Annotated in this window: 25 protein-coding genes and 1 other RNA gene; 19 read left to right on the forward strand and 7 right to left on the reverse strand. The window is 63.4% G+C overall.

The window, feature by feature from the left end; translation table 11 throughout:
• Positions 1–29: 29 nt before the first annotated feature.
• Positions 30–713, reverse strand: coding sequence for a cytochrome c family protein (locus tag IB279_RS00550; RefSeq protein WP_060519503.1), 684 nt, complete (start codon positions 711–713; stop codon positions 30–32).
• A gap of 156 nt (positions 714–869) precedes the next feature.
• Here IB279_RS00550 and IB279_RS00555 point away from each other — a divergent pair, with 156 nt between their 5' ends.
• The 3 genes from IB279_RS00555 to IB279_RS00565 all read left to right on the forward strand — a co-directional run bounded on the left by IB279_RS00555 (position 870) and on the right by IB279_RS00565 (position 3,067).
• Entirely contained in the window at positions 870–1,625 is a 756-nt protein-coding gene (locus IB279_RS00555) for a 3-deoxy-manno-octulosonate cytidylyltransferase (protein WP_113186898.1), read from the forward strand.
• 26 nt (positions 1,626–1,651) lie between these two features.
• Positions 1,652–2,506, forward strand: coding sequence for a prephenate dehydratase (locus IB279_RS00560; protein ID WP_029742350.1), 855 nt, complete (start codon positions 1,652–1,654; stop codon positions 2,504–2,506).
• A 423-nt stretch (positions 2,507–2,929) separates the two neighbouring features.
• Positions 2,930–3,067, forward strand: a complete 138-nt coding sequence (locus IB279_RS00565; protein ID WP_064817013.1) for a DUF1127 domain-containing protein — start codon at positions 2,930–2,932, stop codon at positions 3,065–3,067.
• 64 nt (positions 3,068–3,131) lie between these two features.
• On the opposite strand, the gene IB279_RS00570 is transcribed toward IB279_RS00565, so the two are convergent.
• The 4 genes from IB279_RS00570 to IB279_RS00585 form a co-directional block, all read right to left on the reverse strand.
• Complete coding sequence (locus tag IB279_RS00570; protein WP_034804768.1) at positions 3,132–3,500, reverse strand: VOC family protein; 369 nt, start codon at positions 3,498–3,500, stop codon at positions 3,132–3,134.
• Positions 3,501–3,580: 80 nt separating this feature from the next.
• Positions 3,581–4,288 (reverse strand): YafY family protein, encoded by a 708-nt coding sequence (locus tag IB279_RS00575; RefSeq protein ID WP_060519507.1) that lies wholly within the window; start codon positions 4,286–4,288, stop codon positions 3,581–3,583.
• A gap of 25 nt (positions 4,289–4,313) precedes the next feature.
• On the reverse strand, positions 4,314–5,294 hold the full coding sequence (nudC, locus tag IB279_RS00580) for an NAD(+) diphosphatase (RefSeq protein ID WP_113186897.1): 981 nt from the start codon (positions 5,292–5,294) through the stop codon (positions 4,314–4,316).
• Positions 5,295–5,296: 2 nt separating this feature from the next.
• Positions 5,297–5,749 (reverse strand): HIT domain-containing protein, encoded by a 453-nt coding sequence (locus tag IB279_RS00585; protein WP_029742355.1) that lies wholly within the window; start codon positions 5,747–5,749, stop codon positions 5,297–5,299.
• Between the two features lie 64 nt (positions 5,750–5,813).
• Here IB279_RS00585 and ffs point away from each other — a divergent pair.
• The 5 genes from ffs (at position 5,814) to IB279_RS00610 (ending at position 10,237) form a co-directional block, all read left to right on the forward strand.
• Positions 5,814–5,911, forward strand: an RNA gene (ffs, locus tag IB279_RS00590) — signal recognition particle sRNA small type.
• Between the two features lie 45 nt (positions 5,912–5,956).
• Positions 5,957–7,825, forward strand: coding sequence for a DNA polymerase III subunit gamma/tau (locus IB279_RS00595; RefSeq protein ID WP_113186896.1), 1,869 nt, complete (start codon positions 5,957–5,959; stop codon positions 7,823–7,825).
• A gap of 39 nt (positions 7,826–7,864) precedes the next feature.
• The gene (locus tag IB279_RS00600) at positions 7,865–8,188 is read left to right on the forward strand and encodes a YbaB/EbfC family nucleoid-associated protein (protein ID WP_029742357.1); all 324 of its coding nucleotides are present in this window, start codon (positions 7,865–7,867) and stop codon (positions 8,186–8,188) included.
• A 162-nt stretch (positions 8,189–8,350) separates the two neighbouring features.
• A complete protein-coding gene (recR, locus tag IB279_RS00605) occupies positions 8,351–8,956 on the forward strand; it encodes a recombination mediator RecR (RefSeq protein WP_029742358.1) in 606 nt (201 codons plus the stop codon).
• Positions 8,957–8,998: 42 nt separating this feature from the next.
• On the forward strand, positions 8,999–10,237 hold the full coding sequence (locus IB279_RS00610; protein ID WP_029742359.1) for a lytic murein transglycosylase: 1,239 nt from the start codon (positions 8,999–9,001) through the stop codon (positions 10,235–10,237).
• 109 nt (positions 10,238–10,346) lie between these two features.
• On the opposite strand, the gene IB279_RS00615 is transcribed toward IB279_RS00610, so the two are convergent.
• Positions 10,347–11,981: an MFS transporter gene (locus tag IB279_RS00615; protein WP_029742360.1), complete on the reverse strand. Its 1,635-nt coding sequence runs from the start codon at positions 11,979–11,981 to the stop codon at positions 10,347–10,349.
• Positions 11,982–12,254: 273 nt separating this feature from the next.
• Between IB279_RS00615 and rimP the strand changes: the two genes are divergently transcribed.
• From rimP to rpsO, 9 genes are all read left to right on the forward strand, one after another.
• A complete protein-coding gene (gene rimP, locus IB279_RS00620) occupies positions 12,255–12,875 on the forward strand; it encodes a ribosome maturation factor RimP (RefSeq protein ID WP_029742361.1) in 621 nt (206 codons plus the stop codon).
• Between the two features lie 46 nt (positions 12,876–12,921).
• Positions 12,922–14,541 (forward strand): transcription termination factor NusA, encoded by a 1,620-nt coding sequence (nusA, locus tag IB279_RS00625; protein WP_029742362.1) that lies wholly within the window; start codon positions 12,922–12,924, stop codon positions 14,539–14,541.
• Between the two features lie 5 nt (positions 14,542–14,546).
• On the forward strand, positions 14,547–15,254 hold the full coding sequence (locus IB279_RS00630) for an RNA-binding protein (protein WP_029742363.1): 708 nt from the start codon (positions 14,547–14,549) through the stop codon (positions 15,252–15,254).
• A gap of 105 nt (positions 15,255–15,359) precedes the next feature.
• A complete protein-coding gene (gene infB, locus IB279_RS00635; RefSeq protein ID WP_034804758.1) occupies positions 15,360–18,071 on the forward strand; it encodes a translation initiation factor IF-2 in 2,712 nt (903 codons plus the stop codon).
• A complete protein-coding gene (locus IB279_RS00640; protein ID WP_029742365.1) occupies positions 18,071–18,523 on the forward strand; it encodes a hypothetical protein in 453 nt (150 codons plus the stop codon). The genes infB and IB279_RS00640 overlap by 1 nt, the downstream gene beginning before the upstream one ends.
• 79 nt (positions 18,524–18,602) lie before the next feature.
• On the forward strand, positions 18,603–19,010 hold the full coding sequence (gene rbfA, locus IB279_RS00645) for a 30S ribosome-binding factor RbfA (RefSeq protein WP_029742366.1): 408 nt from the start codon (positions 18,603–18,605) through the stop codon (positions 19,008–19,010).
• Between the two features lie 8 nt (positions 19,011–19,018).
• Entirely contained in the window at positions 19,019–19,954 is a 936-nt protein-coding gene (gene truB, locus IB279_RS00650) for a tRNA pseudouridine(55) synthase TruB (protein WP_113186895.1), read from the forward strand.
• Between the two features lie 183 nt (positions 19,955–20,137).
• Positions 20,138–21,850: a sensor histidine kinase gene (locus tag IB279_RS00655; protein WP_192338920.1), complete on the forward strand. Its 1,713-nt coding sequence runs from the start codon at positions 20,138–20,140 to the stop codon at positions 21,848–21,850.
• Positions 21,851–22,120: 270 nt separating this feature from the next.
• Positions 22,121–22,390, forward strand: coding sequence for a 30S ribosomal protein S15 (gene rpsO / locus IB279_RS00660; protein ID WP_029742369.1), 270 nt, complete (start codon positions 22,121–22,123; stop codon positions 22,388–22,390).
• Positions 22,391–22,395: 5 nt separating this feature from the next.
• On the opposite strand, the gene IB279_RS00665 is transcribed toward rpsO, so the two are convergent.
• A complete protein-coding gene (locus IB279_RS00665; protein WP_162732959.1) occupies positions 22,396–22,680 on the reverse strand; it encodes a hypothetical protein in 285 nt (94 codons plus the stop codon).
• A gap of 65 nt (positions 22,681–22,745) precedes the next feature.
• Between IB279_RS00665 and pnp the strand changes: the two genes are divergently transcribed.
• Complete coding sequence (gene pnp / locus IB279_RS00670; protein WP_029742370.1) at positions 22,746–24,899, forward strand: polyribonucleotide nucleotidyltransferase; 2,154 nt, start codon at positions 22,746–22,748, stop codon at positions 24,897–24,899.
• An 81-nt stretch (positions 24,900–24,980) separates the two neighbouring features.
• Positions 24,981–25,997: a class I SAM-dependent methyltransferase gene (locus tag IB279_RS00675; protein WP_113186894.1), complete on the forward strand. Its 1,017-nt coding sequence runs from the start codon at positions 24,981–24,983 to the stop codon at positions 25,995–25,997.
• The last annotated feature ends 114 nt before the right edge of the window (positions 25,998–26,111 follow it).

Below are 26,111 nucleotides of genomic sequence, written 5' to 3' on the forward strand. Positions count from 1 at the left end.
TTGCATGGGATCGTTTCCGACCGCTGAACTTATTGAGCCGGTGCCGGCTGGCCTTCGGCAGGCTTGGCTTCGGTTGCCGGCGCTTCGGCCGGCTTTGCACCTTCGGCGCCAGCAGCCGGTGCTGCTTCGCCGGCAGCCGGTGCGGCTTCGGCAGAACCGGCAGATGCGTCCGGCAGTGCTGCCGGAGCGTCGGACTGCTCGCGCAGCCAGGCGATCAGGTTGGCGCGCTCGTCGGGCTTCTTGACGCCGGCAAAGCCCATGGCGGTGCCCGGAACGTGCTTCTTCGGTGCTTCGATGAAGTAGCTGAGGTGGTCGTAGTCCCAGACGACCTTGCCGCCTTCGGCAAACGTCTTCATGCCGGCCGAGTAGCTGAAGCCCTCATGCGAAGCGATCGGACGGTTGACGAGGCCCCAGAGGTTCGGACCGACTTTGTTTGCGCCGCCCTTGTCGGCGGTGTGACAGCTTGCGCATTTCTTGAACACGGCTTCACCGGCAGAAGCGTCGGCCTTGAGCAGCAGCGGCTTGATGTCGACTTCGACTTCCGCGGCACCACCGGCACCTGCTTCAGACGTGCCTTCTTCCGCAACGATCGTAAAGCCTTCCTTCTCGGGAGCTTCGGAATGGAAAATGCCTTCCGATGCAATGGACACGGACATCAGAACGAAGACCGTTCCCAGAAAGGCGCCCACGCCCATGTTCACATATGAATTCATCTGCAAACGCTCCCTTTGCCACCGGCGCAAACAAAAACCCGGCCTATCTTGAAATCGCGCGGAACCTATGTCTTTTGGCTCTGCGTTGCAACAGTGATTATCGGCCCCTAACTGAGACTTATTGACACTTTCGGCGGGGTTTTTGAAGGCCAGATCATGAATCGCGAAAATTCAGGTAAAGTCATCGTGCTCATTCCGGCGCGCATGGCCTCGACACGCCTACCCGGAAAGCCGCTCGCCGATATTTGCGGCCTGCCGATGATCGTCCAGGTCGCGACCCGAGCGCAGGAAGCGGACGTCGGCCGCGTCGTCGTTGCCGTTGACGACCAGCAGGTCTTCGACGTCGTGCGCGCGGCCGGCTTCGAAGCGATAATGACCCGCATCGACCACCAGTCCGGCTCGGACCGGATCTACGAAGCGCTGCGGAAGGCCGATCCGAACGGCGAAGCCGAGATCGTCATCAACGTCCAGGGCGACCTTCCGACGGTCGAGCCGGCATCGATCCGCGCGGCGCTGAACCCGCTCGAAAATGCTGCCACCGATATCGCCACGCTGACGGTGGCGATCACCGAGGAGAGCGAGAAGACCAACCCGAACATCGTCAAGGTCGTCGGTTCGCCGCTTTCCGACACGCGCCTGCGTGCGCTCTATTTTACCCGCGCGCCCGCGCCTCATGGCGAAGGCCCGCTCTATCATCACATCGGGCTCTATGCCTATCGACGGCAGGCGCTGGAACGCTTCGTCTCGCTTCAGCCCTCCGTGCTCGAACGCCGCGAATCGCTGGAGCAGCTGCGTGCGCTCGAAGCCGGCATGCGCATTGATGTCGAGATCGTCGATTCGGTCCCGCTTGGTGTGGACACGCCGGTGGAGCTGGAAAAGGCCCGCCGCATCCTGTCTGCCCGTACCCGCTGATATCAGAACCTGAGAAGGACGCTACCGTGACCGCCAAGACCAACAGGATTTCCTTCCAGGGCGACTATGGCGCCAATTCCGACATGGCCTGCCGCGACATGTTCCCGTCGATGGAGCCGCTGCCCTGCCAGACCTTCGAGGATGCCTTCGTCGCGGTCGAGAACGGCGACGCCGATCTGGCGATGATCCCGATCGAGAACACGATCGCCGGCCGGGTCGCCGACATCCATCACCTCCTGCCGGAATCGCGGCTGCACATCGTCGGCGAATATTTCATGCCGATCCGTTTTCAGCTGATGGTGCTTCCGGGTGTCACGCGTGACGAGATCCGCACCGTGCACAGCCACATCCATGCGCTCGGCCAGTGCCGCAAGATCGTGCGCTCCAACGGCTGGAAGCCGGTCGTCGCCGGCGACACGGCGGGCGCGGCAAAGCTCGTCTCCGAAAAGGGCGATCGCTCGATGGCAGCGCTCGCGCCGCGGCTTGCCGCCGATCTCTATGGCCTCGAAATCATCGCCGAGAACGTCGAGGATACCGAGAGCAACGTCACCCGTTTCGTCGTGCTGTCCAGGGAAGAGCAGCGCATCGCCCGCACCAGCGACGAAGAGCTGATCATCACCACCTTCGTCTTCAATGTCCGCAACATCCCGGCAGCGCTCTACAAGGCCATGGGCGGTTTCGCCACCAACGGCATCAACATGACCAAGCTCGAGAGCTACCAGCTTGGCGGCCGGTTCGTGGCGACGCAGTTCTATGCGGATATCGAAGGCCACCCGGATGATGTCGGCGTGCGCCATGCCATGGACGAGCTTCGCTTCTTCTCCGAAAAGGTCCGCATCCTCGGAACCTATAACGCGCACCCGATGCGCGGCGTTCTCTGAACAGGCCGCTCCGGCGCCAAGCTGTTGAGAAAGGCCTGCGTAGGCAGGCCTCGACCGCCTCCCAAAGCGGTGAGGCGGTCGCTATCGCTAGCACGCTGCTTGGCCCCTCAGCTCCGCCTGAAGGCCGAAAATGCGCCTGATTTCTGACCAAAATGAAGCCTGCGGTTGTGGTCTTCTCGCGCCGCACATATCTGATCCTGCCATCTGGCTAAGGTTTTCAGAGCATCACGTTTAAGTCCTGAGCGTACCGTTTGCGGTGATTTTCCGAGAGAATCATTGGTTTCGCCACGCCCTACGGGGGTGAAAGTGGCAAAAATTCGTTAACCGGCTACGCGTCTGGCGCATGCCTAGTTTGCAATCGTGGCGCTACACAAATTTTAGGCAAATGCCTATTTGACGCTCGTCAAGTAAGGAGTGTTAAAGATGAAGATCCGTCAGAAGATCATGGAATATGCGAAGACCCGCCGTGCGATCCGCGAGCTGAATGCTCTCGACGATCACGCACTGAGCGACATCGGTCTGTCCCGTTCGCAGATCCAGGCCGCCGTTTACGGCCGCTAATTCCGTACCATTCGCGCATCCCGCCGCTTCAGGCTGGCGGGATGCGCGCAGCATACCCTCTCGCTCAAGAATCGTAGAGGCAGACGCGCAGCCGGTGACCATCCGGATCGAGCGCGACGAAAGTCGGACCGAAATCCATTTCGGTCAATTCCTGCGCAATCGGCAGGCCTTTCCCCTTCCAATCCTCGTAACGTGCGCGCACTGCGCTCTCGTCTTCCACCATGAAGGCCAGTTCCGACCGGCTGCCCGATGCCGCCGGCTCCGGCGCGACCGTATGTTCGGCCCAGAGCCCGAGCGTGAAGCCACCCGGCAGCTCGAAGGACGAGAAGGTCTGGTAGGTGACGCTTGGTTCCTGCGCGAGAAGCGCGCGGTAGAAGGTCACGCTTGCGAGCGGGTCCTTGACGTAGAGAACGATGAGATTTGCCTTGGCCATGCTGTTCCTCCTTGTTGCGGAAGGTGCAGGCTAGGGCTGGCCGCTGCCAGTTTCTGTCAGCATCGGCGCACCAACACCCGTCAGGAGCCGACCGTCTCTCGCTTCGATGCCGCCATGTTCTGGCTCGCGCGCCAATCCTTCATCAGCACCTGCCGGCGGCGGGGATAGCGCGCCTCAGTCACCGTCATCTTCTGCATGCGGTCGGCGCGAAAGTGCCGGAAGTCCAGGCGCAGCTCGCACCAGGCCATGACCATGCGCACGTTCTCAAAGAAGCCGAGGGCAAAGGGCCAGACGGTGCGCTGCGTCGCGCTGCCGTCATTGTCGACGTAGTCGAGTTCCACCTTGCGCTCGTTGCGGATTGCGCGCCTAAGCGCGGCGATGTCGATGCCGTTGGTGGCCGGCGGGCTCGGGCCGACGAGCAGGGTCGAACTGTCGAGCTCCTCGCGAAGTTCGGCCGGCAGCACCGCGGCAATCTTGGCGAGCGCATTGGCGGCAGCGCCGGCGAGATCGTCGTCGGTGCGCTTGGAGACCCAGCGCGAGCCGAGCACCAAGGCTTCGATCTCCTCGGCGGAAAACATCATCGGTGGCAGCATGAAGCCGGGCTTGAGCACATAACCGAGCCCCGGCTCGCCCTCGATATCAGCGCCTTGCGCCTGGAGGCTGGCGATATCGCGGTAGAGCGTTCTGAGGCTGACGCCGGTTTCTTCCGCCAGTCGCTGGCCGCTCACCGGCTGGCGGTAGCGCCGGAGCACCTGCAGAAGGTCGAGCAGCCGTTCGGAGCGGGACACGGTCGATCTCCCTGTATCCGTCGCCTTATGTCCGCTCGCCCCAGGCGAGCCAGTCGCGCATCAGCTGGTGCGCGATCGCGCCCTTCGGCGGCGGAATATGCGCATCGCCGGTGTCGGCGACCCCGGTCGACCTTTCGAGCATCGCGATCGTTTCATCGCGCGTGAACCAGCGCACGTCTTCCAGCTCGTGCTCGTCGCGCTTGATGACGGTTGATTTCGCCTCCGCATAACAGCCGATCATCAGCGTGTGCGGCATCGGCCAGGGCTGCGAGGCATGGTAGCGCACCCGGCCGATATGGATGCCGGACTCCTCGAGCGTTTCCCGCCGCACGGCGTTTTCGATCGTCTCGCCCGGCTCGACGAAGCCGGCAAGGCAAGAATACATGCCCGGCGCGAAATGCGGGCTGCGGCCGAGCAGGCAAAGATCGCGCTCAAGGTCGATCGTCATCATGATGACGACAGGGTCGGTGCGCGGGAATACCATATGACCGCAGGCGGTGCAGACCCGGCGATAGCCGCCGGCCTTGCCTTCCATCGGGCCTGCGCAGCGACCGCAGAAGCGGTTGTTGGCATTCCAGGTAATCAAGCTCGAGCCTTGCGCGAATTGGCCGAGTAGTTCCTCCTGCAGCATCTGCTGGCGATAGAGGGTGCGGCCGTCGGCGATCTTGAAGGGCTCGGTGATCGTCTCGTCCGTCAGGCCCGTCGGCACGGCCAGCCGGGGCTCGCCGTTGGCGAGGTAGCCGAGCAGGATCGTCTCGTCGAGAACGGGTTCGAGGCCTTCGAGCTCATAAGGCGCAAACAGTGGGTCGATGATCTTCTCGTCATGTTTGACGATCAGCTTCGGTCCGGAGAAGGCCAGGAAATGCGCACCCGGGTGCTTCAGTGCCACCTGGACGCAATCGTCGGCCCTGTGCTCCGACTGGCGATCCAGATGATTCTCCGAGAAGGCGACGAGGGTGCTTGGCTCTGGATGCGGGCTGCGAAGGTCAAAGATCGATTTCGTCATGTTCAGAGGTTTTCCAGAATGCGGGCTGCGAAGGCCTGATGTTCTTTTTCGTCCCACGGCTCCGCCTTGCCGAAGCCCCAGACCGGCCCCGGCCAGTTCGGGTCGCCGTCGCTGCGGGCGATGATATGCACGTGAAGCTGCCGGACGATGTTGCCCAATGCGCCGATATTGATCTTCTCGGCGCCCGTGACCTTCTTCAGCGCCGTCGCTGCCATGGTCGTCTCGAAGGTCAGCATCGTCTGGTCGAGCGGGGTGAGGTCGAAGATCTCAGAAATGCCTTCACGCTGAGGAATGAGCACGAGCCAGGGCCAGCGGCGGTCGTTCATCAGCCGCATCTGGCAAAGCCCGATCGAGGCGATCGGAATGCCGTCGCGCTCGAGCCGCTCGTCGAGGGTGAAGGTCGTCAACTGGGTCTCCTCGGCTATTGAGAATGGCGGATTCGCCTTGTTTTGCATATCGATATCAGTTTTTTGACGGCTTGGCTTGCATTTGCTTTCGATATTGCCGATATGGAAGCCGGGAGGTTGGTGGTGGACGAGCCACTCGCCAACCGGGTCAGGTCCGGAAGGAAGCAGCCCCAACGAGCTCCGGCACGGGTCATCGTGCCAGCCTCCCACCTTCTCCGTCCTGTCGGGACAAGAGTTCGAACAGCGGCAGGGTCGATGAGCGACGATACGTCCATTTCATCCGTTGAGAAACCAGCCGCCTACCGTGTTCTGGCGCGCAAGTATCGCCCCAAGGATTTCTCCGATCTGATGGTCGGCCAGGAACCGATGGTGCGCACGCTCACCAACGCGTTCGAAACCGGCCGCATCGCCCAAGCCTACATGCTGACCGGGGTGCGCGGGGTCGGCAAGACCACCACCGCCCGCATTCTCGCCCGCGCGCTGAACTATAAGACACCGGATATCGATCGGCCGACCATCGACCTGCGCGTTCCTGGCGAACATTGCCAGGCGATCATGGATGGGCGTCACGTCGACGTCATCGAAATGGACGCGGCGTCACACACCGGCATCGACGATATCCGCGAGATCATCGAGCAGGTGCGCTACCGCCCGGTTTCGGCCCGCTACAAAGTCTACATCATCGACGAAGTGCACATGCTCTCGACCCAGGCCTTCAACGGCCTGCTGAAGACGCTCGAAGAGCCGCCAGAGCATGTGAAATTCATCTTCGCGACCACCGAAATCCGCAAAGTGCCGATCACGGTTCTGTCGCGCTGCCAGCGCTTCGACCTGCGCCGCATCAGCGCGTCCGATCTCGTCGGCCTGTTTTCGACGATCCTCGGCAAGGAAGGCGTATCCTTCGATCCGGAAGCGCTTGCGATGGTGGCTCGCGCTGCCGAAGGCTCGGCGCGCGACGGCCTGTCGCTGCTCGACCAGGCGATCGCCCACGGCGGCGGCGCTGTGGAAGTCGAAACCGTGCGTTCGATGCTCGGCCTTGCAGACCGCGCCCGCATCGTCGACCTCTTCGAGCACGTCGTCAAAGGCGATGTCGCCGCGGCCCTCAAGGAGTTCACCGCACAATACGAGGCCGGCGCCAATCCGACGGTCGTATTGACCGACCTTGCCGATTTCACCCATCTCGTCACCCGGATGAAATACGTGCCGGAGGCGGTCAACGACCAGTCCTTGAGCGAGATCGAGCGCACCCGCGGTGCCGGCTTTGCCGAGAGCGTGGCGGTTACGGCGCTCTCGCGCATCTGGCAGATGCTCCTGAAGGGCATTCCGGAAGCCGAAAGCTCGTCGCGCCCGGCGGGTGCCGCCGAAATGGTGCTGATCCGCCTGGCGCATGCGGCACATCTGCCGGCGCCTGAAGAGGCCGCGCGGCGCTTGCTGGAACTTTCCGGCAATGAAGGCGGCGGCGCTCGCCCTGGCCCTTCAGGTGGCAACGGCGGCGGCGCACAGGCCCAGGCTTCCGTGTCCGTGTCGGCGCAGGCATCGCAGCCGATGCCGGTGCAGCGCCCGACGAGCAATGGCGCGACCATGCTGCGCGCCGTCCCGGACGTGGCGCCCCAGGCGGTTGCCGTTGGCCGCATCGAAGAACGCCCGGTGGCGGCGCCTGCGGCCAAGCCGCAGCCGTCGGTGCCGGTCAATTCGATCGCCGACATCGCCGATCTCTGCGCCAAGAACCGCGACATCAAGCTGAAGACGCTGGTGCGCGGCTTTCTGCGGCTCGTGCGGATCGAGCCCGGACGTCTCGACGTCAACGTCTCGGACGACGCGCCGAAGACGCTGCTTGGCGAAGTGGCCGTCAAGCTCAAGGAATGGACCGGCATCCACTGGATCGTCAGCTACAGCCGCGAGGCCGGTGAGCCGACGCTGATCGAGGCGGAACAGCGGGCGCAGGAGCAGCGCGTCAACGACGCGCGCCAGGACCCCGATGTCGCCGCCATTCTCGCCCGGTTCCCGGGCGCCAAGATCACCGACGTGCGCATTCGCGCCGTTGAAGAAGAGGCCGAGAGCCAGGCTCCGGCCACAGCCGAATCCGCCGACGGCGATATCGTCCCTGGCGACGACATCGAATAGTCCCGTCTGCGAGCAGAAACAGAAAGACAGGAGACGACGATGCGCGACATCATGGGGATGATGGGCAAGGTCAAGGAAATGCAGGCCAAGATGGAAAAGATGCAGGCGGAAATCGCCGCGCTCGAAGTCGACGGCACCTCCGGCGGTGGCCTCGTCACCGTTCGCCTCGACGGCAAGGGCACCCTCAAGAGCCTGAAGATCGATCCCTCGCTGTTCAAGGAAGACGACGTCGAGATCCTCGAAGACCTGATCGTCGCCGCCCACAAGGACGCCAAGGACAAGGCCGAAGCCGTGCAGGCGGAAAAGACCCGCGAACTGACCGCCGGCCTGCCGATTCCGCCCGGCATGAAGCTGCCCTTCTGATCGTCTCCAGGCAGTAGGTTCGGGAAGCAGGGCGGTCTGCCGCCCGCAGCATTTGCGCGCCGGTGGTGGTAGCCGCCGGGTACCGCGTCGACACCCGCCGCTTCGCGTGCGGGCGTTTCGAAGGCGATTCCGTTTCGGCGTGATATGGGCTAAAAGCGCCGCATGGCAAAACGAGTCACCGGCCCTGAAATCGAAAAACTCATCCAGCTCCTGGCGAAAGTGCCGGGGCTCGGACCGCGTTCGGCGCGCCGCGCCGCCCTGCATCTCGTCAAGAAGAAGGACCAGTTGCTGGGTCCGCTCGCCGACGCGATGGGCGAAGCGCACCGCAAGGTCCGCATCTGTTCCTGCTGCGGCAATGTCGATACGATCGATCCCTGCACCGTTTGTTCGGACGAGCGTCGCGACCACTCCGTGCTCATCGTTGTCGAGGACGTGTCCGATCTCTGGGCACTGGAACGCGCCGGCGCTATGAACGCCGCCTATCATGTGCTCGGCGGCACGCTCTCGCCGCTCGACGGCGTCGGCCCCGACGATCTCAACATCAAGGGTCTCGTCCAGCGCGTCGCCAATGGCGGCGTCCGCGAGCTGATCATCGCCGTCAATGCCACCGTCGAGGGCCAGACGACGGCGCACTACATCACCGACCAGCTCGAAGGCATGGAGGTGAAGATCACCCGGCTTGCCCATGGCGTGCCGGTCGGCGGCGAGCTCGACTACCTCGACGAAGGCACCTTGGCGGCTGCCCTTCGCGCCCGCACGTCGATCTGAGCGTCATTTCGGACGCTGCAATCCAACCGATGGGGAAGCCTTATGCTGAGACTTCTTTCACTGACGACCTTGCTGCTCTGTGGCTGGCTGGGCCTCGCGCAAGCCGCGACCAAAGCCGACGTCGAGGCGCAGTTTCGTACCTGGCTGCAGAATGATCTCTGGCCGGAGGCGAAGAAGGCCGGCATTTCCGCCGGATCCTTCAAGGCGGCCTTTTCCGACGTGAAGCTCAACTGGGACCTGCCGGATCTGGCGCCGCCCGGCTTCCCGAAGCCGAAGGAACAGAAGCAGAGCCAGGCGGAGTTTTCCTCGCCCGGAAACTACTTCTCGGAAAAGCGTCTGCAGGGGCTCGCCGCCACCGGCCGCAGCCTGGCTTCCACCCATGCGTCGACCCTGAAGAAGATCGAGCGCACCTATGGCGTGCCGGGCTCGGTGATCGTTGCCATCTGGGGCCGCGAATCCGGCTTCGGCCGCGCCAAGATCCCCTATCCGGTGGTCGATGTGCTCGCGACCAAGGCGTTTATGTCGACGCGGCCAGACCTGTTTCGCCGCGAGCTGATCGCGGCACTGCACATTCTCGACAGCGGCGATGTCGACGAGGCGGCGATGCGCGGCTCCTGGGCCGGCGCTATGGGTCAGCCGCAGTTCATGCCGTCGAGCTTCCTGCAATATGCCGTCGATTTCGATGGCGACGGCCGCCGCGACATCTGGAATTCGGTGCCAGACAGCCTGGCGTCGATCGCCAATTATCTGGTCAAGAAGGGCTGGCAGCGCGAGCGTGACTGGGGCTTCGAAGTATCGATTCCCGAAGCCGTCTCCTGTGCGCAGGAAGGGCCGGACCTCGCCCAGCCCCTGTCGAGTTGGGCCAACAAGGGGATCGTCAGGATTTCCGGCAAGGCCTTTCCGTCGCACGAATTGTCCGCATCTTCGATGATGCTGGTGCCCGCTGGTCGCCATGGGCCGGAGTTTATCGTCACGCCGAATTTCTACGTGCTCAAGGAATACAACAACTCCGACCTCTACGCGCTCTTCATCGGCAACCTCGCCGACCGCATTGCGACGGGCGGCGGCGCGTTCCGCGGCACGTGGGGCGACGTCGGCAACATGCTGCGCTCGGACGTTCTGAAGATGCAGAAGGCGCTGGTTGCCAAGGGCTACGACGTCGGCAAGGTCGATGGTCTCCCCGGCTACAAGACGCGCCGTTCGCTCGGCGACTGGCAGGCAAAGAGCGGCCTTGCCGCCACCTGCTTCCCCGATGCTTCGCTGAAGGCGAAGCTGCGGTAGAGCCAATTGCAGCCGGAGGCGCTGGTGCGCCGACTGCCGAAAAGAAAAGGCCCCGTCACCGGGGCCTTTTTCGTTGCATGGTCGAGATCGGCGCGAGGGCCGGCACAAGCTAGTGCATGTCCACATTCACCTGGCGCTTGTAGCGCTCGTAATGGGTCGGCACGATCGTCTGGCGCTCGATCATCCGGTGCACGCGCGGTGGTGCTTTGCCGCTATGCAGCGCCGTCAGCCTGTCGCCGACGGCCGCGTCCGCCTGGGTGCGCCGCTGGTTGTGACGCACATATTCGACCCAGGTCGGCACGTGGTAGGTCTCCGTCCAGGTGGTCGGGTTTTCAAGGTCGCGCATCAGCGCCCAGTGTCCGGCGCCGTCACGGATGCGGATACGCCGCCGTTCCGCCATGGTGGTCAGGAACTCCGGGATGTCGTCGTCGGCGATTTCGTAGTCGATCATGATGACGATCGGGCCGCTGCGCGGTTTCAGGTCCAGTTCGAGCGGCGGCTCGTTGAAGCGGTTCAGCGGATCGAGGTTGAGCGAGGTGAATTCCGGCAAGGGCAGGCGGAAGCCGACCACGACGCCGGCGAACATCAGCAGACAGGAGCCCATCAACGCGTTGGCCGCGCCATATTGCTCGGCGGCCGTACCCCAGAGCCAGCTGCCGCCGGCAATGCCGCCGAAGGTCATGGTCTGGTAGAGCGAAAGGGCCCGGCCAACCACCCAGCGCGGCGTCGACAACTGCACCGTGGTGTTGAACAGCGACAGCGCCAGCACCCAACAGGCGCCGGAGATGAGCAGCACGAGACAGCTCAGCCAGGCATAGGTGCTCCAGGCCGTGATCGCGGCGCTGGCGGCAAAGCCGGTGAAGGCGATGCGCACGATCGCCTCGCTCGAAAGCTTCTCGCGCAGGCGGGCGGAGAGCAGCGCCCCGCCGATCGCGCCAAGGCCGAAGGCGCCGAGCATCAGACCGTAGGTGAGCGGCCCACCCTGAACGAGGTCGCGGGCGACGAGCGGCAGAAGAGCGAGGATGGCGCTTGCCGAAAGGCCGAAGAGGAAGCCGCGCAAGAGAACCTTGCCGATGTTCGGCGACATCGCGACGTAGCGCAGGCCAGCCGAAATGGCGCGCCCCAGCGTCTCGCGCGGCAACGTGCTCGTCGGCACCTCGCGACGCCAGCGCACCAGCGCAAAAAGGATGGCGAAATAGCTGAGCGTATTGGCGAAGAAGGCAGCCGCCGCACCGAGCGCCGCGACGATGGCGCCGCCGATCGCCGGGCCGACGCTTCGGGTGATGTTGAAGCCCATGCTGTTGAGCGCGACCGCTGCCGGCAGGTCTTCGCGCGGAACCATGTCGCCGACCGACGCCTGCCAGGACGGGTTGTTGAGCGCCGTGCCGCAGCCGATGAGGAAGGTGAAGAGCAGGAGCAGCCAGGGCGTGATCAGCCCGACATAGGCACAGATCGTCAAGAGCGCCGAGACGAAGAGCATGAAACACTGCGCCACCAGCATGATCCGCCGCCGGTCGAAATTGTCGGCAAGCGCGCCAGAGACAAGCGAGAAAAGCATGATCGGCAGCGAGGTCGAAGCCTGCACCAGCGCCACCATGTTCGCCGATGAGGAAATGGAGGTCATCAGCCAGGCGGCCCCGACCGATTGAATAAGGCCGCCGAAATTGGAGGCGAGGCTCGCGATCCATATCGTGCGGAAGATGTCGTGCTTGAAGGGGGCAAGCGGCGAAATACGGGTTGGCACCTCGTCTTCTCTCTTCGTTTCTTGATTGTCGTCTCGAAGCGGTTCGTCTCCTGTTATAGGCCCGACAACGCGAAGTGCCACCCGCTGAAACTGACCTTGTTGGCGAAGATGCTCGCCGGCGGTTCGTCCGGCCATTTGCGTCGGACGGCCCAATGCCTTGCAATTTGCGGCGATGGGGCGTATATGAGCCTCAAATTCTTGATCGGTAGATGAAGAGTGGGCCCGTCAGGACCCGCTCTTTTTTATTAGCCGGTCCGATGAGGAGATGATCGTTTGTCCGATACGACAACGGCTGAAAATGCAAATGAACCCCGCCTGATCACCGAAACCGGTCTCGACCAGCGCGTCGCCGACATCATCGAGCCGGTGATCGTGCCGATGGGCTACCAGCTCGTGCGGGTGCGCATGTCGGGCCAGAACGGCATGACGCTGCAGATCATGGCAGAGCGCACCGACGGCACCATGACCGTCGAGGACTGCGAAGAGATCTCCAAGGCCATTTCGCCGGTGCTCGATGTGGAAGATCCGATCGACAAGGCGTATCATCTCGAAGTGTCGTCGCCGGGCATCGACCGCCCGATGGTGCGCAAGTCCGACTTCTTCCGCTGGCAGGGTCACCTGCTGAAATGCGAGACGTCGGTTCTGGTCGACGGCCGCAAGCGGTTCCGCGGCAAGATCGTTTCTGTCGATGACGACGGTTTCCGGCTTGAGCGCGACCAGGTGGCCTATGGCGAGGAGCCCGTCGTCGTGATCCCGTTCACCACGCTTTCCGAAGCGCGGCTGATCCTGACCGACGATCTGATCCGCGATGCGCTGACGGCCGACAAGAAGGCCAAGGCTGCGCGTGCCGCGAACGAGAATTTCGAAGACGAAGATTCACCTATTGAGGAATAAGTCGGGCGGAGCTTGAAAGCCCCCTGCAACCCAACGGAGACAAGACATGGCAGTCAGTGCTAACCGGCTCGAGCTTCTGCAGATCGCGGATGCTGTCGCGCGTGAAAAGGTGATCGACCGCGAGATCGTTCTGGCCGCGATGGCCGACGCGATCCAGAAGGCCGCCCGCTCGCGCTATGGGTCGGAATCGAACATCCGCGCCGACATCAACTCCAAGACTGGCGAAATCCGCCTGCAGCGTCTTCTGGAAGTGGTCGAGAAGGCTGACGACTACTCCACGCAGATCCCGCTCGAGCTTGCTCGCGATCGCAATCCGGACGCCAAGCTCGGTGACTTCATCGCCGACCCGCTGCCGCCGATGGATTTTGGCCGCATCGCCGCCCAGTCGGCCAAGCAGGTCATCGTGCAGAAGGTGCGTGAAGCCGAGCGCGACCGTCAGTTCGACGAGTTCAAGGATCGCGTCGGCGAGATCGTCAACGGCACGGTCAAGCGCGTCGAATACGGCAACGTCATCGTCGACCTCGGCCGTGGCGAAGGCATCATCCGTCGCGACGAGATGATCCCGCGCGAAAACATGCGCTACGGCGATCGCGTCCGCTCCTTCGTCTACGACGTTCGCCGCGAACAGCGCGGCCCGCAGATCTTCCTGTCGCGTACCCATCCGCAGTTCATGGTGAAGCTCTTCACCATGGAAGTGCCTGAAATTTACGACGGCATCATCCAGATCAAGTCGGTTGCCCGCGACCCGGGCTCGCGCGCCAAGATCGCGGTCGTCTCCAACGATAGCTCGATCGATCCGGTCGGCGCCTGCGTCGGTATGCGCGGTTCGCGCGTTCAGGCCGTCGTCGGCGAGTTGCAGGGCGAAAAGATCGACATAATTCCGTGGTCGCAGGATCCGGCATCGTTCATCGTCAACGCGCTGCAGCCGGCGGAAGTCGCCAAGGTCGTTCTCGACGAAGACGCCGAGCGCATCGAAGTGGTCGTTCCCGACGAGCAGCTGTCGCTCGCCATCGGCCGACGCGGCCAGAACGTTCGCCTCGCTTCGCAGCTGACCGGCTGGGATATCGACATCCTGACCGAGCAGGAAGAGAGCGAGCGCCGCCAGAAGGAATTCACCGAGCGCACCAACCTCTTCATGGATGCGCTCGACGTCGACGAAATGGTCGGTCAGGTGCTGGCTTCGGAAGGCTTTGCCGCCGTTGAGGAGCTTGCCTATGTCGATCTCGACGAAATTGCGTCGATCGACGGTTTCGACGACGAGACCGCCAACGAAATCCAGACCCGCGCTCGCGAGTACCTGGACCGGATCGAGGCGGAAATGGATGCCAAGCGCCGCGAACTCGGCGTTGCCGACGAACTGCGCTCAATCGACGGCCTGACGAGCCAGATGCTCGTTGCGCTGGGCGAAGAAGGCATCAAGACGGTCGAGGACTTTGCTGGTTGCGCCGCTGACGATCTCGTCGGCTGGAGCGAACGCAAGGACGGCGAGACCAAGCGTTTCGAAGGCACCTTCTCGAAGTTCGACGTCTCGCGCGCCGAAGCCGAAGCCATGATCGTTCAGGCCCGCCTCGCAGCCGGCTGGATCACGCAAGAGGACCTGGCAAGCGAAGAGGTCGAAGGTGAAGAGCCGATCGACGTTGCCGAAGGCGCCGAGCAGGACGCTTAAGGACGATGATCGCCTCTGATCATGCCGACAGCCTGCCTTCGGACGCCCTGCCCACGGATGGGGGGCCGAAGGATCGCAACGGCAGCACGCGGACCTGCATCGTCACCCGTGAAAGCGGTTCGCCAGACGAGTTGATCCGCTTCGTGGCTGGGCCAGACGGTCGCGTGGTTCCCGATCTGAAGCGTCAGCTTCCGGGGCGCGGCTGCTGGGTCAAGGCCGAGCGGGCGCTGATTGAGAAGGCGGTGGCGAAGAAGTTCTTCGCCCGCGCCCTGAAGGCGGACGTCAAGGCCGACGCGACGCTCGCCGACGATGTCGACCGGCTGCTCGCCGAGCAACTGGCCGGAATGATGAACATGGCGCGCAAGGCGGCCCAGTTCATCTCCGGCGCAACGAAGACGGAGCAGGCCGTCAGGGGACTGGCGGCACTCGCCGTGTTTCATGCGTCCGACGCTGCGGCCGACGGCGTGCGCAAGATAGACCAGGCCCGCAAGGCGATGAGCTTTGTGGCCGACGATGAAATGGAAATACCTTCGTTCCGTCCCTTCACCGGGGCGGAAATGGAGGGCCTTTTAGGAAGTAATGCTTTTATCCATGCCGCAGCGCTTGCAGGGCAGGCGGGTGAAGGTGTAGTGAAGCGCGCAATCATGCTCGAAAAGTACCGAGGATCCGTCCCGGTCCGGGCCGACGGCGGCGCTGGCAAGCCACAGCAATGACCCGCGTCACCGGCACAGTCTGGCATCGCGTACATTGTTTGAGACAATTTGGAAGACAGGGTCAGGTGATACGCATCCGGCCCTGATCGCTAGGAACGGAACGGAATGACCGACAACAACGACGACAAGACAGGCAGCGCAGCGGGCAAGAAGACGCTGACCCTGAAGCCCCACGGGGTTTCGCAGGGGACCGTGCGTCAGGACATGGGCCGTGGCCGCACCAAGGCGGTCGTGGTCGAAACCAAGAAACGCCCCTTCCACCGCCCCAAGGACGAGCGTCCGATCACACCGGTTGCTGCAGCTCCCGCTGCGCGCCCGGCCGATCAGCGCCCGGCTCAGCCGCAGCCTTCGGGTCGCCCGGCGCCGCAGCCGCAGCAGCATTCGACGCGTCAGGAAGCCAACCAGGCCAATCGTCCGCGCGTCGGTGTCGTTCTGAACCAGCTATCCGCCGGTGAGATCGATGCGCGCCGCCGTGCTCTGGCCGAAGCCCAGATCCGGGACGCCGAAGAAGCGGTCATCCGCGCTGAGAACGAAGCACGCCGCAAGCGTGAGGAAGAAGCCCGTCTCCAGCAGGAGAAGGAAGAAGCCGCACGCCGCGCTGCCGAGGAAGCAGCCCGCGCGGCGGCCGAGCCCGAAGCCAAAGCCGAAGTTAAGGCCGCAGAGGTTGTTGAAGAGCGCCCCGTGGCTGCTCGCGCACCGGCTTCCACCGAGCGTCGCGTTGACAGCCGCCCGCAGGCCGGACGGCCCGCCGACCAGGCAGGTGGACTTCCGACCCCGGCTCCGGCCGGCGCACTGCGCGGCCGTAAGGTCGACAACGAAAAGGATGACGATCGTGGTCCGCGTCCCGGCGCAGGTCCGGCGCGCGGCAAGGTCGTGCGTCCCGAGCCTGCCAAGGTTCCGGCCCGCCCGAAGGGCGACGACGGTCGCCGCCAGGGCAAGCTGACACTGACCACCGCCGCCGACGAGGATAGCGGCCAGCGCGCCCGTTCGCTGTCGGCCATGCGTCGCCGCCAGGAGAAGTTCAAGCGCAGCCAGATGCAGGAAACCCGCGAGAAGATTTCGCGCGAAGTCATCCTGCCCGAGACCATCACCATTCAGGAGCTGTCGCAGCGCATGTCTGAGCGCGCCGTTGACGTCATCAAGTTCCTGATGAAGGAAGGTCAGATGATGAAGCCCGGCGATCTGATCGATGCCGACCTGGCCGAACTCATCGCCGGCGAATTCGGCCACACGGTCAAGCGCGTTTCGGAATCCGACGTCGAAGAGGGCATCTTCAACGTTTCGGACACGGACGAAGAAATGGAACCGCGTCCGCCGATCGTCACGATCATGGGTCACGTCGACCACGGCAAGACGTCGCTGCTCGATGCGATCCGCCACGCCAACGTGGTGGCCGGCGAAGCCGGTGGCATCACCCAGCACATCGGCGCCTACCAGGTCGAGCAGAACGGCAACAAGATCACCTTCATCGACACCCCCGGCCACGCGGCGTTCACCGCCATGCGTGCTCGCGGTGCCCAGGCGACCGACATCGCGATCCTGGTGGTTGCGGCTGACGACAGCGTGATGCCGCAGACGATCGAATCGATCAACCACGCCAAGGCGGCCGGTGTTCCGATCATCGTGGCGATCAACAAGGTCGACAAGCCGTCGGCAAATCCGCAGAAGGTTCGCACCGAGCTGCTGCAGCACGAAGTCTTCGTCGAATCCATGGGCGGTGAAGTCCTCGACGTGGAAGTGTCCGCCAAGAACGGCACCAACCTCGACAAGCTGCTCGAAGCGATCCTGCTTCAGGCGGAAATCCTCGACCTGCGCGCCAATCCGAACCGGACGGCCGAAGGTACGGTCGTGGAAGCCGAGCTTGACCGCGGTCGCGGTGCGGTTGCCACCGTCCTCGTACAGAAGGGCACGTTGCGTCCGGGCCAGATCATCGTCGCCGGTGATCAGTGGGGCCGTGTGCGCGCGCTTGTCAACGACAAGGGCGAACACGTCAAGGAAGCCGGTCCGTCCATGCCGGTCGAGGTGCTCGGCCTGTCCGGTACGCCGGCAGCCGGCGACAAGTTCGCCGTCGTCGAGAACGAAAGCCGTGCTCGCGAGATCTCCGAGTACCGCCAGCGTCTCGCCCGCGAGAAGCAGGTTGCCCGTCAGTCCGGCTCGCGCGGTTCGCTCGAGCAGATGATGACCCAGCTCCAGACCTCCGGCCTCAAGGAGTTCCCGCTGGTCATCAAGGGCGACGTGCAGGGTTCGATCGAAGCGATCGCCGGTGCTCTCGACAAGCTCGGAACCGACGAAGTGCGTGCGCGCATCGTGCATTCGGGTGCCGGCGGTATCACCGAGTCCGATATCTCGCTCGCCGAGGCATCGAACGCCGCGATCATCGGCTTCAACGTCCGCGCCAACTCGCAGGCCCGTTCGGCCGCCGAGCGTGCCGGCATCGAAATCCGCTACTACAACATCATCTACGATCTGGTAGATGACGTGAAGGCGGCGATGTCGGGCCTGCTCTCGCCCGAGCGTCGCGAAACCTTCCTCGGCAACGCCGAGATCCTGGAGGTGTTCAACATCACCAAGGTCGGCAAGGTCGCGGGTTGCCGCGTCACCGAAGGCAAGGTCGAGCGTGGCGTCGGTGTCCGTCTGGTTCGCGACAACGTCGTTATCCACGAAGGCAAGCTCAAGACCCTCAAGCGCTTCAAGGACGAAGTCTCGGAAGTCAATGTCGGTCAGGAATGCGGCATGGCCTTCGAGAACTACGAAGACATCCGCGCCGGCGATACGATCGAGTGCTTCCGCGTCGAGCATATCACCCGGACGCTCTAATGGGCCTGAAAGCCCGGCAAATCTGCACAACGGCGGCCCTGGCCGCTGTTGTGTCGTTTTGGTGGACGCCGGCCTTCGCGGAAGTCTGCGACAAGATCTATCCCGAATGGGATGGTCAGAAATTCTCGGTTCTCAACGAGGTGGCCGCTTTTCTGACCAATTGGGTCGGCCTGGCGGCGCTTTTCTGTCTCGTTACCGGTTCAGCGGTTTTGCGCCTTCGGGCGCTGCTTTGGGTCGGGAGCCTTCTCGGCGGCCTCCTCCTCCTGGTGGCCATTACGTCCTGGGGAGATGCCGCGCACCAGGTATGGCAGTCGGCCATCAATGAGGGTTGCGCACATCCGCAGTTCGAACTGATCCAACTGCTGTCCGCGCTCGTGTTGACGGCTACGGGTGTCTTTCTGGGACTGCGTCGAAGAAAGCGGGCGCAGGCAATCAGAGCTACCCGTGCCTGAGGCACGGAAGGTATATTACGCTGAAGAGTAAAACGGTTTGCCGCCCCGAGCGGGCGCAATACCTTGGAAAGCAACGACCATGAGCAAAGCCACATCCTCTGCCCCCTCCCAGCGCATGCTGCGCGTCGGCGAACAGGTGCGCGCTGCCATCACCCAGGTTCTGCAACGCGGCGAGGTCCGCGATCCGGTGATCGAGAAGACCGTCATCGCGATTTCGGAGGTGCGCATGTCACCGGATCTGAAGATCGCCACGGCCTATGTCACGCCGCTTGGCGTGCCCAACCATGCCGAGGTCATCGACGCGCTCAACCGCAATGCCAAGTACATTCGCGGCCGCCTCGGTCCGCAGCTCCGGCAGATGAAATACATGCCCGACGTTCGTTTCCGCGACGATACGAGCTTCGACAATTACAAGAAGATCGACGAGCTCTTGCGTTCGCCGGAAGTCAGCCGCGATCTCGACCAGACCAGCGAAGACGAAGAATAGTAGATTTCATGTCCAAACCGCGTAAGCCCAAGGGCCGCCCGATCTCGGGCTGGCTGATCCTCGACAAGCCGCTCGACTTCGGCTCCACCGAAGCCGTCTCGAAGATCAAGTGGCTGTTCAAGGCCCAGAAGGCTGGCCATGCCGGCACGCTCGATCCGCTGGCCTCCGGTATGTTGCCGATCGCGCTTGGCGATGCGACGAAGACCGTTCCTTACGTCATGGACGGCCGCAAGATCTACGAATTCACCGTCGCCTGGGGCGAGGAACGCTCCACCGACGACCTCGAAGGCGAAGTAACCCATTCCTCGGCCGAACGGCCGAACGTAGAGGCAATCCGCGCGCTTCTGCCGAAATACACCGGCGTCATCAGCCAGGTGCCGCCGCAGTTCTCGGCGATCAAGATCGATGGCGAGCGCGCCTATGATCTCGCCCGCGACGGCGAGACGGTCGAAATCCCGGCCCGCGAGGTCGAGGTCCACCGGCTGACTCTGCTGGGTGCCGCACCCAACCTGGCCCACTTCGAAATCGAATGCGGCAAGGGCACTTATGTGCGCTCGCTCGCCCGCGACATGGGCCGCGACCTCGGCTGTTTCGGCCACATCGCGTCGCTGCGCCGCACCTTCGTCGCGCCCTTCGGCGAAGAGGACATGGTGCCGCTTGCCGACCTGGTGGCGTTGGAAAAGATCGAGGACGACCAGGAACGTCTGGCGGCACTCGACGCCTATCTGATCGAGACCGGCGAGGCGCTTTCCAGCCTGCCGCACGTGCCTGTCAACGACGACCAGGCGCACCGTCTCAGGATGGGCAATCCCATTATCCTGCGCGGCCGCGACGCACCGCTGGCGACGCCCGAGGCCTATGCCACGGCGCGCGGCAAGCTGGTCGCGATCGGTGAGATCGCCGAGGGCGAATTCCGCCCCAAGCGCGTCTTCGCCGGAAGCTAAGCACCCGGAACCATTTGCCTTTGCTTTATCCTTGACGCATGATCCCGGCATGGGTTCCCAGGCCATCCGAGGTGATTCCGTTTCCGTATCGCGTTTCGTTGCCGTTTGGCGGTTGCGCCGCTTGCGGCGGCGTGCGCCGAAGGCGTTGATGCCGCCGACAGGGAACCGCAAGGGACGTTGCAGGTGACCGGTGTGACGGAGGAAGGAAAGCGCAGGGCAAGCGATGGCCTGGCGGCGATGGTTGATCGCGCCCGTCATCGGCTGACCCGCCCGTTCAGTTTCTATCTGACGTCGCTGCTGCTGGTCGCCATCGTTCCGGCCTTCATCTTTTCGCTGGTCGTGCTGAAGCGCAGCGTCGACGCGCAGGAACAGGTCATCACCTCGCTGCTGCAGGCCTCGACCGGATCGGTGACGCGCATCGTCGAGCGCGATATCGAGGGCATGTTGACGACGCTGAAGGTGCTGTCGACCTCGCGGGCGATCGAGGACGACAATTTGCAAGCCTTCTACGAGAGAGCCTCGACGGCGCTCGCGCAGACGGATTCCGACCTGATCGTCATAGATCGCAAGCACGAGCAGCGGCTCAACACCCGCGTCCCCTTCGGCACTGAGCTTGGCAAGGGGTCGGATGCGGACTCCATCGAGCGCGCCTTCACCAATAGCGGCGCGCCGCTCGTCTCCAACGTCTTCTTCGGCAAGACCGCCGGAAAATGGGTGTTCAACGTTTATCTGCCGGCAAAACTCTCGACCGGTGAGGAGTATCTGCTGGCGTTGACGCAAAACGCCGAGAACATGGCCAAGGCCGTCAACCGCGATACGCTGTCGCCTGGTTGGAACGCGGCCCTCGTCGACGGCGCGGGAAAGGTCATCATCTCCTCGGACGCGGCGGTCAAGGCCGGGGAGCCGTTCTTCCTCGACAAGGTTCCGGCGATCAGCATCGGCGTTCGCAACATCAAGGAGAACGGCACGGAGTACCGGGTGGCGACCGAATTCTCGGTGATCACCGGCTGGCGGATCATCGCCTGGGCGCCGCGGGCGATCGTCGATGCTCCGGCCGTCTGGTCGTTCCTGTGGCTTTCGCTCGGCGGCATCATCTTTGCCGGCATCGCGATCGCCGGTTCGCTGGCAATCGCGCGGCTGTTGTCGCAGGGCGTCAAGCTCGTGGCGCAGGATGCCCGCCGCCTTGGCGCCGGCGAGCGGATCGAGCCGCGCCCGCATATGATCGCCGAGGTCGAACAGGTCTCGGCAGCTCTGGCCCGTGCGGCGGCCGCGCGCACCAAGGCGGAGAGCGAAATCCGTTTCTTGATGCGCGAGGTGGCGCACCGCTCGAAGAACCAGCTGACGGTGATCCAGTCCATGCTGAACCAGTCGGTCTATTCGGCCGAGAGTGCCGCTGATTTCGCCGACAGTTTCCGCAAGCGCATCGCCGGGCTCGCCCGCTCCACCGACCTTATGATCGCCAACGCCGCCCAAGGGGTCGATTTCCGGGAACTGGCCCAGAACCAGCTGCAGCCATTCACGCCTGACGATCCGAGGCGGGTGATCCTGTCCGGCCCGCCTTTGCGGCTCGAGACCCAGATCGCCCAGACGCTCGGCATGGCGCTGCACGAGCTCGCGACCAATGCGACCAAATATGGCGCGCTCGCCAACACCTCAGGCGTCGTCAAGCTGAGCTGGTCGCTGGAGGATGAGGGCATTGCCATACGCTGGCGGGAGGAGGGGGCCGATCTCGCGGGCAAGCCCTCAGATCCGATCCGCAAGGGGTTTGGCACGCTCGTGCTCGAACGCATGCTCGGCATGGCCCTGAATGCGGGGCTCGAGCGGATGATGCATGCCGACGGCATCGAGTGGCGGATCACCGTGCCGCGACCGGCCGAAGGGGATGACGCGCCATGACCTGCCGCCGTCACTTTTTCTCCCTCGATCGGGGCCGCACTCCTGCCGATCGCGGCCGAATGAAATCGCCGCCGGTGCACCCGTTCCCGACCGGCAATTGAGGTCTTCCTCCGGCCCTCCCGGGCGCCGGTCCATGACCCTTTCCTTTTTCATCCAATTCGTTTATAGGCACGCCAGCAAAAGGCGCATGCCCGTTGCATTCACGGCCGCAGCTGGACGACATCCCGGCTGACGGCGTCCCGAAATCCTCGAAATCGAAAGGATCATCCGATGTCGATTGCTGCAGAGCGTAAGGCTCAGCTCATCAAGGAATTTGCAACCGTTGAAGGCGACACCGGTTCTCCGGAAGTCCAGGTTGCTATCCTGACGGAACGGATCAACAACCTGACCGAACACTTCAAGGGCCACAAGAAGGATAACCATTCCCGCCGTGGTCTGCTCGCGATGGTTTCCAGCCGTCGTTCGCTCCTCGACTATCTGAAGAAGAAAGACGAAGCGCGCTACACCAAGCTGATCGGTGCCCTGGGCATCCGTCGCTAAGCGACTTATCCGGCGGGTCTTTGCGGCCCGCCGGCTTTTTTATGGAGCGTTGAACGCTCGACGATTAAACTCTCCAGCCGCATAGGAAACGTGGCTAAACGAGAGAATCCAGCGAGCCGGATGGGCCGGTATCGCGGATCAACCGATGGCCCGTCATGGGGCAGGATTGCAGGATGCTTCGGCCCCTGCTTGCCGGAAACGCCGCTGAAAGCGGATGGTCGGGCAAAGCGGAAAACAGCCGATTGAAGCGTGAAGCCTCCCGTTGTCTTGCCCGTGATGCGCCATTTCATGCGGCCCTTCGACCGCCCGCGCTGTAACAGCCGCGGAGAGGTCCGCCGCACACGAAGGACAGAACATGTTCGATACCCACAAGGTTGAAATCGAATGGGCTGGGCGTCCGCTCAAGCTCGAAACCGGCAAGATCGCCCGTCAGGCTGACGGCGCCGTTCTCGCCACCTACGGCGAAACCGTCGTTCTCGCCACCGTCGTTTCGGCCAAGTCGCCGAAGCCGGGCCAGGACTTCTTCCCGCTGACCGTCAACTACCAGGAAAAGACCTACGCCGCCGGCAAGATCCCGGGTGGCTACTTCAAGCGCGAAGGTCGTCCGAGCGAAAACGAAACGCTCGTCTCGCGCCTGATCGACCGTCCGATCCGTCCGCTCTTCCCCGATGGCTACAAGAACGACACCCAGGTCATCGTCACGGTCATGCAGCATGACCTCGAAAACAACCCCGACGTCCTGTCGATGGTCGCCGCTTCTGCAGCGCTGACGCTGTCGGGCATCCCCTTCATGGGCCCGATCGGTGGCGCGCGCGTCGGCTACATCAACGGCCAGTACGTTCTGAACCCGCATCTCGACGAGATGGACGAATCGACCCTCGACCTCGTCGTCGCCGGCACCCAGGAAGCGGTGCTGATGGTCGAATCTGAAGCCAAGGAACTGCCGGAAGACGTCATGCTCGGCGCCGTCGTCTTCGGTCAGAAGGGCTTCCAGCCGGTCATCGACGCCATCATCAAGCTCGCTGAAGTCGCTGCCAAGGAGCCGCGCGAATTCGAAGCCGAAGATCATTCCGCTCTCGAAAACGCCATGCTCTCGCTTGCCGAAGACGAGCTGCGCAACGCCTACAAGATCACCGAGAAGGCTGCCCGTTACGCTGCCGTCGACGCCGTCAAGGCCAAGGTGAAGGCACACTTCCTGCCTGAGGGCATCGAGAACCCGGCCCATTCGGCCGAAGAAATCGGCGCCGTCTTCAAGCACCTGCAGGCCAAGATCGTTCGCTGGAACATCCTCGACACCAAGAGCCGCATCGACGGCCGCGATCTGGAAACCGTTCGCCCGATCGTGTCGGAAGTCGGCGTTCTGCCGCGCACCCACGGTTCGGCGCTGTTCACCCGCGGCGAAACGCAGGCGATCGTCGTTGCCACGCTCGGCACCGGCGAAGACGAACAGTACGTCGACAGCCTGACCGGCATGTACAAAGAACGCTTCATGCTGCACTACAACTTCCCGCCCTTCTCGGTCGGCGAAACCGGCCGCATGGGCTCCCCGGGCCGCCGCGAAATCGGTCACGGCAAGCTCGCCTGGCGCGCTATCCGCCCGATGCTCCCGGAAGCCGAGCAGTTCCCCTACACGCTGCGCGTCGTTTCCGAGATCACCGAGTCCAACGGCTCGTCCTCGATGGCCACCGTCTGCGGCACCTCGCTCGCTCTCATGGACGCCGGCGTTCCGCTCGCAAAGCCGGTTGCCGGTATCGCAATGGGACTGATCAAGGAAGATGAGCGCTTCGCCGTTCTCTCCGACATTCTCGGCGACGAAGACCACCTCGGCGACATGGACTTCAAGGTTGCCGGTACCGACGCCGGCATCACCTCGCTCCAGATGGACATCAAGATCGAGGGCATCACCGAAGAGATCATGGGCATCGCGCTCAACCAGGCCAAGGGCGGCCGTCTCCACATCCTCGGCGAAATGGCCAAGGCCATTTCCGAAAGCCGTGGCCAGCTCGGCGAGTTCGCCCCGCGCATCGAAGTCATGAACATTCCGGTCGACAAGATCCGCGAAGTCATCGGTTCGGGCGGCAAGGTCATCCGCGAAATCGTCGAAAAGACCGGCGCCAAGATCAACATCGAAGACGACGGCACCGTGAAGATCGCCTCCTCGTCCGGCAAGGAAATCGAAGCGGCCCGCAAGTGGATCCACTCGATCGTTGCCGAACCGGAAGTCGGCCAGGTCTACGAAGGTACCGTTGTGAAGACCGCCGACTTCGGCGCCTTCGTCAACTTCTTCGGCGCCCGTGACGGTCTCGTCCACATCTCGCAGCTCGCCTCCGAGCGCGTCGCCAAGACGACCGACGTCGTCAAGGAAGGCGACAAGGTTTGGGTCAAGCTCATGGGCTTCGACGAGCGCGGCAAGGTTCGCCTGTCGATGAAGGTCGTTGACCAGGCCACCGGCAAGGAAATCGTTGCCGAAAAGTCTGAAAAGAAGGGCGACGGCGAAGCCGCTGAATAAGCGCGCTTCACCCGAATGCATTCGGGGCGCGGGGCGGATCGCTCCGCGCCCCTTTCTTGTAGGAAGATGACGGATAGACCGATGAGCCGAGATTCGTTGAAGACCCTGTTTTACCCGTTCGACAGCGGCGTGATCGACCCGCCGGGCGAGGGCGAGCGCGTGCTGTTCCTCGGCGCCGAGGCGGGCTACAGGCTGCCGCAGGGCTTCGAGGCGTCGATCTCGGCGGTGCAGCCGCTGCGGCCGCTCTATCGCGCCCTGGAAGCCGCCCGCGCCGACGTGGCGCCTGAAATCACCGGCGAGGACTACGACGTCACGCTGATCCTCTGCGGCAAGCACAAGGGCGAGAACGAAGACCGGATCGCCGAGGCGCTGAAGCGCACGCGCGAGGGCGGTCTGATCGTCGTTGCCGGCGGCAAGGAAGATGGCATCCAGTCGCTGAAGAAGCGCATCGCCAAGTTCGAATGGGACGGCGACCATCTGCCGAAGTATCACGGCGTCGCCTTCTGGTTCACTCGCCCGGAAGATGTCACCGACGCAGTGCAAAAGCTTGCCAAGGTGCCGGTGCGCGTCGACGGTCTGTTCGAGGCCTCGCCCGGCATGTTCTCGCACGACCGCATCGATGCGGGCTCCGAGCTGCTGGCGTCGCGTCTGCCGAATGATTTCCATGGCCACGCCGCCGATTTCGGCGCTGGCTGGGGTTATCTCGCAGCCAAGCTTGCTGAAGCGTCACCGGGCACCAAGGGGGTCGATCTCTTCGAGGCCGATCACGAGGCGCTCGAGGCGGCCCGCGTCAACATGATGGCGAACGCGCCGCGCATGCCGGCCCGTTTCTACTGGTTCGACCTGACGAGCGAAGAGCCGCGTGACAAGTACGACCTCATCGTCATGAACCCGCCCTTCCATGAAGGCCACGCGGCTGAGCCGTTGCTCGGCGTCGCCATCATCAAGACGGCGCTGAAGGCGCTGAAGCAGGGTGGCAAGCTGATGATGGTCGCCAATCGTGGCCTTCCCTACGAGCAGGTGCTGGCGGAAAATTCCAAGGAATATGGCGAGACCTGCCGCAACGCCCGATTCAAGGTGCTCTGGGCCAAGCGCTGAGACGCGGCAGGACGCATTTTGCGCATCCGAGAATGGAAAAAGCCGGGCAGATGACCCGGCTTTTTTGCATCTGGCTGCAAGTCAGAGTTAGCCCGTTGCCTTCGTCGCAGATCC

Origin of the sequence: Ensifer sp. ENS06, from assembly GCF_014852205.1 — a bacterium.
In the GTDB taxonomy this organism is placed as follows: Bacteria; Pseudomonadota; Alphaproteobacteria; order Rhizobiales; family Rhizobiaceae; genus Ensifer; species Ensifer adhaerens.